This is a genomic window from Marinifilum flexuosum (genome assembly GCF_003610555.1).
Classification (GTDB): Bacteria; Bacteroidota; Bacteroidia; order Bacteroidales; family Marinifilaceae; genus Marinifilum; species Marinifilum flexuosum.
Genome location: NZ_RAPQ01000011.1, coordinates 153,767 through 166,056, shown reverse-complemented (window position 1 = coordinate 166,056; position 12,290 = coordinate 153,767). Strand labels below are relative to the sequence as shown.

General features: G+C 35.5%; 7 protein-coding genes. 1 reads left to right on the top strand and 6 read right to left on the bottom strand.

All coding sequences use genetic code 11. From position 1 onward, the window contains the following. Nucleotides 1-66: 66 nt before the first annotated feature. A complete protein-coding gene (locus BXY64_RS16870) occupies nt 67-537 on the bottom strand; it encodes an RNA methyltransferase (RefSeq protein WP_110359693.1) in 471 nt (156 codons plus the stop codon). Between the two features lie 449 nt (nt 538-986). Between BXY64_RS16870 and BXY64_RS16865 the strand changes: the two genes are divergently transcribed. Continuing rightward, nucleotides 987-1,451, top strand: a complete 465-nt coding sequence (locus BXY64_RS16865) for a hypothetical protein (RefSeq protein ID WP_120241160.1) — start codon at nt 987-989, stop codon at nt 1,449-1,451. Nucleotides 1,452-1,642: 191 nt separating this feature from the next. Here the strand turns inward: BXY64_RS16865 and BXY64_RS16860 are convergent, their stop codons facing one another. The 5 genes from BXY64_RS16860 to BXY64_RS16840 all read right to left on the bottom strand — a co-directional run bounded on the left by BXY64_RS16860 (nt 1,643) and on the right by BXY64_RS16840 (nt 12,129). Further along, the gene (locus tag BXY64_RS16860) at nt 1,643-2,413 is read right to left on the bottom strand and encodes a LytR/AlgR family response regulator transcription factor (protein ID WP_211334530.1); all 771 of its coding nucleotides are present in this window, start codon (nt 2,411-2,413) and stop codon (nt 1,643-1,645) included. 97 nt (nt 2,414-2,510) lie between these two features. Continuing rightward, nucleotides 2,511-3,839, bottom strand: a complete 1,329-nt coding sequence (locus BXY64_RS16855) for a RagB/SusD family nutrient uptake outer membrane protein (RefSeq protein ID WP_170150693.1) — start codon at nt 3,837-3,839, stop codon at nt 2,511-2,513. A gap of 10 nt (nt 3,840-3,849) precedes the next feature. Further along, complete coding sequence (locus tag BXY64_RS16850) at nt 3,850-7,176, bottom strand: SusC/RagA family TonB-linked outer membrane protein (RefSeq protein ID WP_120241158.1); 3,327 nt, start codon at nt 7,174-7,176, stop codon at nt 3,850-3,852. Between the two features lie 94 nt (nt 7,177-7,270). Next, nucleotides 7,271-9,973 carry a zinc-dependent metalloprotease gene (locus BXY64_RS16845; protein ID WP_120241157.1) on the bottom strand — a complete coding sequence of 901 codons (2,703 nt, stop codon included), beginning with the start codon at nt 9,971-9,973 and terminating at the stop codon, nt 7,271-7,273. Nucleotides 9,974-10,197: 224 nt separating this feature from the next. Further along, the gene (locus BXY64_RS16840; protein WP_120241156.1) at nt 10,198-12,129 is read right to left on the bottom strand and encodes a histidine kinase; all 1,932 of its coding nucleotides are present in this window, start codon (nt 12,127-12,129) and stop codon (nt 10,198-10,200) included. Nucleotides 12,130-12,290: the final 161 nt, after the last annotated feature.

Genomic DNA, 12,290 nt, shown 5'->3' with positions numbered 1-12,290 from the left:
TAATTGTGACCATGCTAAGTATCATCATATTCATTGGAGATGCTTAGCATGTCAATCCCCACCAATCTAATACATGGTCTGTCCAAACTTGGCTTTCAGGTTTCTGTCGTACATGATGATGCTACCGGCAACCGAAACATTTACACTTAGGCGAGTATCGAATTTCACCAGGTGATGCGATTTTTCGATGGCAGTTTTGGTTAAGCCATTGTCTTCGGCGCCCAAAAGGTATACACAACGGCGTGGATGCTTAAACTCTTCCAGGTTTACGGCTTTATCGTCCAGCTCCACTCCTACCAGAACCGCTCCCTTTGGCAGGTGGGCATAAAAATCATCGAAATTGTCGTAATGAAAATACGGCATGGCTCCTGTGGCCTTGTGCGTATCGCAGGCTTGTTTTGCATAGCGTTTGCCAACGGTAAAAATAAAGCTGGCTCCCATGTTCTGTGCCGATCGCCACAACACCCCTAAATTCTCGGGTGTTTTTCCATTCTGTATTCCAATTCCAAAAAATCCTTGTTCTAGTGTATCTATCATCTCTATTCCTAATTAAGGCTGCAAATATAATTGTTTATCAGTGAATAGTTGTCTTCCAAAATGTGTAGATATTCGAAACTCAATGATATCTTTCATATGATTATAATTTGTCTAAAGTTGCCATATGGAACTCTCATGAAAATTTTAATCATCACCTGTGTGCAACTTTTTAATTTAAACTTGCATGTTCATTTCATCTGTTTATATTTTTTTGTTAAGCTCAGATAAATCCATTAACGATCAACGAAACCAATAAAAATCTGCTCATATGATATGTCTGGCATTTTGTAGTGCTCATAAAAATACCGAGGAGAAATATATTCCATGCAATCTTCCGATGAATTAATTTTATATCATATACAATATGTCGTCATTTTTTTTAATTTTACAATGCTCATGCTTCTACTGAGCTTTTTATTAATGTTAAATAATCATATAAACAGATATAAATGGATAGAAATGCTAAGGTTATTTTTAGATATTATGAACAGATAAAGGCTAATATTGAACTAGGTCTATCTCCTGAAGAATTTGCAAGCAAGTGTGTTTCCGACTACAATCAGCTTAAAATGATTGAATTGCAAAAGAAGATGGAAGCAAAGCAAGAAGAAGCCCGATTTAAAAGGATGAATGATAAATTGGCCGCTAAACGAAAATTAGAGAAAGCTCAAAATAAGGAGAAAGAAGAAAACAAGAAGAAAGAAGAAAACAAGAAGGAAAAGAAAGTAAAAAGAATCACGAAGCTAAAAAGAAGCAATCACAAAAAAAGAAAGATTGATTCAGAAAAGTTAGAGGAGTTAAGAAATATTGCAAACGAAGAGTATCATCAACAAACTGAAGAATCTGTTTTAAAATCGATGAAAGCTCTTTCTAATATGATTGATTTGATGCGAGGTGATGATGATGATGAGTAAATGGGTCATCTAAACCACTAAAAATATAAGCAAGTGAGTTCGATTAAGAATATTGTTACAAGAAGTTAGATCTATTCAAGCTTTGATTTTACAAAGAAAGAATCCCAGGGGATTTTAATGATTTTTTAATCGAACTCAAGTGATTACAAATTTCTCTTCTGCCTTGTAGAACAAACTCACCGCTGAACACATCAGTCGTTCAACCACCTCTTAAAGTCGTTGCATCGGTCCTGACTCACAATGGCATCAATGCATTCAGCCTGATCGGGCTTCAGATTTAGTTTGATTCGTGTTTTCGAATAGTAATGCATATCAATAATCGAGGCATAACTCACCATAAACTTTCGGTTGATGCGAAAGAATCTTTTGGGATCTAATTTACTCTCCAAAGAGCTTAAAGTCCCATCACACAAATAACGGTGTCCATCTAAACCAAAAAGGTAAAGCGATTTTCCATCGGCCATAAAATAAGCAATTTTATCCACCTCAAGAGAACACAAGCGATCGCCCAGACTTACCATGAAGCGCTCCTGGTATGCATTTCCAGCCACCAAATGGTTTAAAGACTGTTGCAGAGAAGACAAATCTATACTTTCCTTGTTTTGATAAGTCTTTTCGAATTTTTGCAATGCCATTTCCAGATCATCCGGATCAATCGGCTTTAGCAAGTAATCCACACTGTTTTGCTTAAAGGCCTGTATGGCATACTGATCGTAAGCAGTAGTAAAAATCAAGGGACTATCAACACTTATTTTATCGAAAATGCCAAAACTATTGCCATCGCCCAGATGAATGTCCATAAAAATCAAATCAGGCTTATGTGAAGAAAGGTACTTCACAGCATCCTTAACATTCTCTAAATGTGCTGTAATTTGAATTTGATCCGGACGCAGGTTAAGAAGCATCTTCTCCAACTCACGTGCTGCCAACTGTTCATCCTCTATGATTACTACTTCTATCATCTCCTTTTACGTTTTGAAGGCGCCAATTTACAAAAGAAAAGGGGCATTCCATTACAGAATACCCCAATTTTTGATTCAAATGATATGCTACTCGGTCCTAATCTCTCAAATTAGGATTATTGTCTATTGCTTCCTGAGGGAAAGATATTGTGTAACGAGGATCTCCCTGCTTTAACACTTCTGTTTCTCCACCAAAATTATGAGTTATGCTTTGCTGAGTTGTTCTTCTTAAATCATACCAACGATGACCTTCGAATGCCAACTCACGGAAACGTTCGTCTGCAATTTCATCAATCAAATCGTCTTGATTCATTGCATTAATTCTACTCTCTTCTATCACATAAAAATCAGCTTCCAAACGATTTTTCTTTAAAGTATTTAAATACTCTTTTGCTTTAGCTAAATCCACATTCAATTGCGCCTCACTCTCTGCAAGTATTAAATACAATTCCGAAATTCGCAAACTACATTTATGAGTTGGTACTCTACCCTTATTTACTGAATATGAACCCCAACTACTTGAGTAATATTTTGATAATCTTAAATCTTTCGCATTGTACTTGGAAATTAATTCATTAGAAACTTTTACATTAAAGTTTAGAATATTATCAAATGTTTGTTCGGCAGCAAAAACATTTTCAATCGAGGTATAGTGATATGGCATAGTGGCATCTTCCATATTTAAATCAACCAACTGATCGTTAATTTTTAAAGCTTCCAATGCTGCATTCTTAGCCAGTAAATATTCTCCTCTATACAAATGCATACGAGACTTAATACCATAAGTAGCAATTTTAGAAACACGATAATTTAAGCCTTTCCCATATTCATCTATATTAATGTACTTTAAAGTACTATCCACATCTGATAATATCTGAGTATACACCTCCTCAACCGTACTTACAGGAAAAGCTTGTTCAATATCAATTTCAGTTACTATAGGCACTCCATTGTCCGTTGAAGCAGTTGCTTTATTATATGGCTTAGCATACATATTTAAAAGATTAAAATGCATATAAGCTCTCATAAAGTAAGCTTCTGCAACCAATTGATCGATCTCTTCCTTACTTCCTTCTTTCATATTAGCAGCCTGAGCAATAATTTCATTTTCAAAGAAAATTACTTTAAAGAATTGCTGATAAGGTAATGCTCTTGCTTTTGAACCTAACACAGTTTTCCACAAATAATAATCCTGAAACTCTTCTGCTTCAGCCCCCCATTCATCCAAAATAGTTTCATCAGTAAAGATGGTAGATCTAGATCTATCAATTAAACCAACTTCGTGAGCTCCCGTTTGAAGTTTTCTGTAATCCTCATAAGTTTCAGGAATCACTTTATCAGCAGGTTTAACATCTAAAAAATCATCACATGATGTTAGAGATATTCCTGCCATTAATATATATAAACAGTTTTTTAATATTTTCATGATTGTAATTTTAGAAACCAACATTAATACCAATAGAATATGATTTGGCGATAGGCTGTGCATAAATATTACCAAAAGTTTCCGGGTCGAAATAACCATCATAATTATTTGAGATTACGAATGGATTGCGCGCCTCTACACTTAATCTAGCACTCGATAAATTTACTTTCTCCAAAATGTGTTTTGGGAAGCTGTAACCCAAGCGAATATTGGTACATCTCAAATAATTCATCTCTTTAATCCATATATCCAAATACTTTAAATAATTAATCGGATCATTATTAGAATACAATTGATGCTCAACAGATACAGCTCCATCTGCAGTAGATGCGCCAATTAGGCGAGGTAAATGTGTATTTGTATTTTCTGGTGTCCAAGCATTTAAGATATCTGTTGTAGTATTTAATGCTCGATCGTACTCTGTCATGTTATAAGGAGGAGTAATTCTTACTTTCTGACCTAAGTTAAAGTTACAAGCAATACTCAAATCAAAGTTTTTATATTTGAATGTATTAATAATACCCCCACTAAATTTTGGATCAGCACTTCCTGCATAAGTAAACAATTCTCTGAACTCTTTTGGTGAAAGTGTGGGTGTTGGCCAAAAACCCCATTTCAATTCAATACCTGCAAATTCCTGAAGATTCATTTTTTTACCATCCTTCACAAAAACAGGCATTCCATTCTCATCCAAACCATCAGTTTTTAACACATAAAGGGCATTTACAGGACGACCTACTCCAGAAGGAAACCAACTATCGTTACGAACTTGAATATTATCAACTTTGTCAATATTTCTTGAAATATTAAAGTTTGTAGTCCATTCAAAATCTTTGTTATAAATGTTTCTGGTTGAAATACCAATTTCAAACCCTTTATTGGTAACTGCGGCCCAGTTTATTGGTGCAAAGTTGAAACCATTTTCTAATGGTAAGGCGCGCAAGTTAATCAAATCTGTACTTTTTCTGTGATAAAAATCTACACTTGCACGAATTGCATTTTTGAAAATCGCAACATCAAATCCTGCATTATACGTTCTGGTTTTCTCCCAACGCAAGTAAGGGTTTTGTGGATTATCTACTCTTAATACCTCCTCAACCATTCCAGGTAAAATCTCCACTCTAGCTTTATTTCCAATCAAATTGGTAGAAGTGCTTTTATCAACATTACCTTGCAAACCATATGATGCTCTAAATTTCAAGCTATTCAACCAAGTTACATTTTTTAGAAATTCCTCCTCAGTTGCATTCCATGATCCACTCAATGCCCATAATGGCTGATACTTATACTTTTTATCTACTCCAAACAAATTAGATCCATCGTATCTAATACTTCCAAATAATGTATACTTATGCTTGTAAGAATAAGATAAAGTAGAAAAGAATGATGCAAATGTATTTTTCACAAAACTTTTATTAAAGCCCTTAAATCTTTTAGCGGCATCAGCATTATGAAAATCAATTGCTACTGAACTGTTAGAAGATCTATCAAATGCATAATTGGCAGAATAGATCGTAGTTGTTTCATTGGCACGTATTTCATTTCCTAGCATCAAATCAAACTCATGATCTTCATTAATGCTTTTATTAACCTCAATGATATTCTTTAAGTTATACTGGAAAAAATCTGCATCCCATACTTTTATAAAACCTTCATTGATATCATAAAGCGTAACATCCTCACCTTTATCATTCTTACCTGTATATCTACTATTGTGCTTAGTTCTTCTTCCAATGTAAGAATCTTTTGTCGCAATTTGCTCTGTTCTTCTATCCTCAGTTTGTATACCCAATTGAGTAGAATACTTCACTCCCTTACTAATTTTATAATCAAAGTCGAAAATTGCATTAATATTTCTTGAGGTCAACTCATTAGACGTATTCCTACGCTCTTCAATTATATTAAAATCGAGTGGTGTTCCAAGTGCTCCGGTTGTTTCTCTATCATATGCATATGAACCATCAGCATTGAACACTTTTTGATAAGGATTTACTGTTCTTGAATAGTAAGCAGGATTTGTAAATAAATCTGAGCCTGTTAGGTACCCCTTTGTCTTACGTTGTGAAAGAAAAACAGCTGCACCAAAGTTCATCTTCTCATTTAATTTCAATCTTATTTTTGAAGTCAAATTGATTCTATCTAATGAGGTTCCAATGGTAGTACCTTTTTCTCCGTGATATCCTGCAGAAAAATAATATGTGGCAAATTCATTTCCGCCAGAAACACTTAAACTCTGATCCTGGTTTACGGCAGTTTGATACAATAAATCTTCCCAATTAGTATTAATAGCTCTTAAGGCATTAATATCTGCTTGTGCATTATTGGAGATGCCTGAGAATCCATTATCTAAATAATTCTGTCTATCGTTATACTGGTCTAATATTCTAGCAACCCCACCATTACCGTTTCTATATGAATAATCGGTTCGAGCTGCCAAACCTAATTCCAAATCTACTTTCTGATTAGAATTAAGCAAATTTAATTGACTTAGATCAGGTCGTTGGGTAAAAGTGGTATTTGAGGAAAAACTAACTCTCATACTTCCTTGTTTACCATTTTTGGTAGTTACTACAATTACACCATTTGCAGCACGAGCACCATAAATCGCAGTTGCAGCAGCATCTTTCAAAATCGTAATGTCAGCAATGTCTGATGGATTAAAACCTGCAATCGAAGAATTGTACAATTGGTCGATATTGTCTTTGTCGCTAAAATCAGGAACATCATTTCCTTCCAAAGGCATGCCATCAACAACCCATAGAGGATCTTGTGAACCAGAAAGTGATACCGTACCACGAATGCGAATTTTAGCAGGAGCACCAGGAGCACCATTCTGAGTAACAGCAGTAACACCAGCTAATTGTCCACTAAGCATATGGTCAACACTTACTACCCCTGCCTGTTGGATGTTATCAGCATTTACTTTAACAACTGCTGAAGTTACTTTTCGTTTTTCAATTTTTTGGTAACCTGTAACGATAACCTCTCCCAATTCACTGGTTGATTCACCCAATTTAATGGTAACGAAAGATTTCCCTTTAATGTCTACCACTTGAGTTTCAAAACCCAAAAAGCTACATGAAATGGTATTTAATTGTTTAGGAACTTCAAGGCTAAAGTTTCCATCGAAATCTGTAATGGTTCCCAAGCTAATGTTTTCAATAATTCCCTTCATTCCAGTTTCAGCACCAATTGTTGCTTTGTCGATATAAACCGAAGCACCAATCAGAACATCGCCATCACTCTCAGAAAGCACCTTTCCCTTAATCAGCTTCATCTCCTGTGCCCAAACAAATGCAGGCAATAAGATCAAAAGCAAGGTTAACATTCTTCTCATAAACTTTTGTTTTTTATTGGTTATTAATTAATGGTTATTTTATACGAAAAAACAGGTAAGGAGAAGTTAAACTCTCCCAACCTGCACTAACTAATTATCGATGTATATTAAGGGCTTCTTCAATTCGAAGAAGTAAATCTTGATAATGAAACTTGGTAGCTTCATCATAAATTGTTACTCTATTTCTAAGCAGATCTCGTATTCTCATCAGCTCCCCTCGTTTCACTGAAACCACATCTGATACCCTGCCGCTCGTGGCATAGAAAATATTTCTGTCGGCATACTTGCTTTCCATATCCTCTACTTCACTGCCATTGTCAAACATATCCTTACTTTTCACTGCATAATCGCAAAGCATTGGCATGCGATTGTGATGCCCACAACCACAATGATTGTGATTGTCATGTAGTGTTTTCTTGGTAGTCTTTACCATGGTTTTGTTGTGGGTAATGATTAAGTTGTCCACAAAGTTTTTCTGCATCTGACGTGTAAAGACATCCAGCTTTTGGCGCTTAATGGTTTTTGCAAAAACACCATTATGAAGATCTTTCATCATTTCGGTTACGGAGTAAGCCTTCTTACCATTCATCGCTTCGTTTTGCAACATTCTTTGCAATCGCTCATCTTTAAGAATTGAAAAGAAAAGCTGAGAATTCAAATCTCTGAATAGTGTTGTTGGTGCATACTCAATGTTACCGATAACTGATTCACGAATTGGATATGTTTTTTTATAGATCTCAGCATTGGTAATCCATTCAGGATTTTTAACAACTTCATCAATGATGTATTGAACTGCATCCTTTTGCTTGGCTTTTTCAACATGAGCATATGCTGCTTTGTTTTCACCATAAACTGGTTGATCCAAATAGATACCACCAATGTTTGCAATTACATGATTGGCATAGGTAAACCATTGTCCGATCACTCCCATCATCATTTTACCTGCCTTTTCATAGCTTACGCCTTCTTCATAAGTCCATTTTTCTACTTCAGGAACAATTCGCTTCAAATTTTTCAATCCATAACGACCTGCTTTCATTGAGTTGTCACCCAGGTCTTCACTTTGTGCCGAAGGGTCAATTGTATTCTTGCCAGATTGCTGAGGTCCGTAATGGTACAAGGGATCGTTTTCATGTTTACGAATCATATTGCCCAATACTTGCAACTCATCCCAAGGAGTATTCTTATCGATCCAACGGTATGCCCATGCAATGGCATATTTATCATACACCCCAATTTGTGGGGTGATGTTTTTTACACCATCATTAGGTTGAGCCACGTAATTGAAACGAGCATAATCCATAATAGATGGTGCTGTACCTCCCATTCTCTTCGTAAAAGTCTTTGATCTTAATGAATCAACCGGGAAAGCATATGAAGCTCCCATGTTATGCATCAATCCAAGAGTGTGACCAATCTCATGAGAAGAAACAAAACGAATGGCATGAGCCATATGTTCATCTGTAAATTTGTTATCTCTCGCTTTAGGATCAATGCTTCCTGTTTGAATTCTAATCCATGAATGAAGAGCGGTCATTACATTGTGCCACCAAATTACATCTGCTTCAATAATTTCACCCGAACGAGGATCAACAACAGAAGGTCCCATAGCATTCGCCTGGCTTGATGCTGCATAAGTAATCATTGAAAAACGAACATCATCACCATCAAAATCAGGATCATCTACAGGTGCATCTTTAGCAATAATGGCATTCTTGAAACCTGCTTGCTCAAAAGCTGCTTGCCAATCTGTAATTCCGTCTTTAATGGCTTGTCTCCATTGTGGTGGAGTTGACGGATCGATATAGTATACAATTTGCTTTTTAGGTTCTACCAATTCACCAGCCAAATACTTTTCTACATCCTCTTTTTTAGGCTCCAGTCTCCAACGGTTTACAAATTCACGATTCTCAACAGCTTGCTGATCATCTTTATAATAGAAATGCTTTGTCGTAAAGTAGCCGATTCTTCTATCTGCAAAACGAGGCTTCATTGGTTCTTCGGCCAACAGTACAATATTAGAAGTCACCTCTATCGAAACAGTAATCCCTTCCGCCTTAGTGGTCAAAAGTGATTTCATGATCACATTCTCAGGAAAACTTTTTGCTGCACTAATTTTAGACAATGATTTAATAGCACTACCAGGCATTCCCAATACTCCAAATAAATCATTCAAACTCTTTTCAGATCCATCAAACACCTTGTTTACTTTAAAAACATAGGATGTAGAATCTTTTCCAACACAAGCCAATTCGAAAGCTTCTCGAACTGAAGGAATGTAATTGTCTTTTACCGATTGAGTAATTGCATCCCCTTCTTTTCCTTCGTAATAAGGATGGTAAGTCTTCACCCAGATTTTCTCTTCCAGGGTATCTGCTTCAAAGCGAATTAATAGGTTTTGGTAGTTGATCCCCTTGTTCAAACCCAATTCGTTCACTTGAGAAGGAACCTTTGAAATCTTATTCACTAAAAGAAAATCGCGTCCCATTAAAGAGTCAGCAATTTCGAAATAGTAATCTTTCTTTACACGGTGGATGTTGATGACACCCTGTTTTGTGTGAGCATCAGATGTGATTACTTCTCCATAAGCTTTTAAATCTGATTTAGATTTACTGCTTGTGGTAGAATCCACTTTTGTTTCTTTCTTCTTCTTTTTCCAAAAATTAAAGATTCCATCTTCAGGAGAAGTCGAATGGATCTCTGATGCTAAAGAATTAGCATGCATGCCCCCCAGAATGCAAGCTATTATCATCAGCTTCCCAATCGACTTAGTAGGTGTAATTGTATTTAAATTCATTTATAATGATTTGTTTCAAAGAGATCAACAAAACACTGATGACCTCCTCATATTTGTTGTTTCGCATTCATTATTGCTACTGCATTAGCAGCTCCAAGCAAGAATTCGAAACAAAAGTGAATTATTTCGAACTCACAAGGAAAAAGAAAGGAGTGAATCCGAAATATTGGGGAGTGAAAGACAAAAAAAATGGTACGAATGGATTCAGGCAGTCAATGGATTTGTTAAAACAAAGGCAACTTTGCAATAAAATGTTCCTTCTCAATGCCGTAATACGGTCTTCTATCGCCAAGGAAAGAGTACAAAGCATCAAGGTTTTTCAGTCCTGTTCCTGGTGAATGATTTAAATCGGTACGTGGCTGATAAGGGTTTTCAACCAAAAGATAATTTTCCTGGGTAACCTTTATTCGAATGGTAAGTGGCTTATCGCTGGTAATAACATTGTGTTTGATGGCATTCTCAACCAATGATTGAATACTTACAGATGGCAGTTTATATTGCATTGCCTCCTCAGGGATATCATATTCCAGTATTAGATTTTCACCAAAACGGATTCTTTGTAAAAAAACGTATTGCTTTATAAAATCCATTTCCTGTTTCAGTTGAATCAAATTACTGTTGTTACTGTCTAACAGATATCGATACACCTTCGATAAATTCACAATGAACTTACGAGCCAATTTAGGCTCCCCATCTACCAAGGCATACAATGAGTTTAAGGAATTAAAAAGGAAATGTGGATTAATTTGATTTTTGATATTCTTTAACTGAGCCTTTACCTTCTCCTCTTCTTCCTCTTGTGCTTTTTTCCTCAACTGTAAGGTTTCACTGATATCAACTTTAAAACTTGCTACCCCAACAACTTTACCATCCGCATCCGAAATGGCATTAAATATTTGCTGATAATCTATTCCATGACGCTGGTATTCTACTAAAAAGTGTTCTCCACCTAAAGCTCTATCCAAATACATTTTCATTTTGATGCGAAAATCTCCATAGTACGCATCCAAAATACTCTTCCCCTCCTTAATGATTTCATTTTCAAATTCCAATACCTCCTCTTTATGCACGGTATTAAAACTAGTATACTTGTAATCGTGACCTACTGAAAAAATCATAATTTGATCGGTACTATCCATAATAGAAGACAATTTGCTTACCTCATTCAAATGGCGTTTTTCCGCTCTTCTCCTTTTGGTAGACTCATAAAGCCAACGGCGCTGAGAAAAATAGAGAAAAACCATAAGCAAAAGAGCCAGAACCAATCCAATTAGAAATACCAAATTGCGCATTTCAATTACCGATTCCTTCACGTTAAACAAAGGAACACTAACCGTTATGAGCCAATAATCATCGCCATTTGCAATTCGAATGGGTTTATATACCCTCATTACAGGAAGGTTTAAATATTCTGATATTACTTCCTTCTGTTGCTTTTCTCCCGAACGCAAAGCCAGGTGCATAACACTGGAATCCTGATGATTTGCTACCTGCTTTCCAATCAAATCTTCATCAGGGTGTGTAATACAAATACCATTTTTCGAAATGATACTAACATATGCTCTTCTTAGCGATTTATTATCATAGAACACCTGCTGAAACTTTCTCAGATCTATATCAAAACCTATGATTCCGTTAATATGTGAATTTACAATTACCGGTGTTAAAATACTGATGAGTTCCTTACCATGATCGTTTTTGTAAGGCTGAGTTAAAACCGTACCTTTTAAATTTTTCAGTTGATCCCAAAGTATTTTTTCATGAATAGGAGAAGTAGATTTTACCAGAATAGAATCAGCAGATTTTTCTAAAACAATCCCACTTACCTTATCTTTCTCGTCTACTCTAATAAACCAACGAGCAGATATTTCTGAACTTTCAATTAAATCTGATTGTAGTATCTCTTTAATCAAAGGGATTTCTTGACCATAAGCAAATTCTTCCACTGCATCCGTAAAAAGTTCAGCTTGCCTGCAAATTTTTTCAATTTCAGTTTCAACAATTAGTAAGCTATTATTCGCCTTAGCTAAAGCCAAGTCTACACTCATCTTTCGAGTGGATTGAGTCATTTTTTCACCAATAAAATAGGCAGTTATTGCAAAAGCAACAACAATAATGGAACCAACCCAAATGATAGATTTGTTACGAAAATTCATTGATCCAAGATAATTTAAAACACCAAACGTATTAACTCACAAATGATTACAGACAGAAAATCATGTCCATCACGAAGAAATTGAATACAAAAGTAATGTTTAAAATGAATTTTGATAAATATTATAAATGAGATCATTAAACGGAATCCAAATTAGTTAGA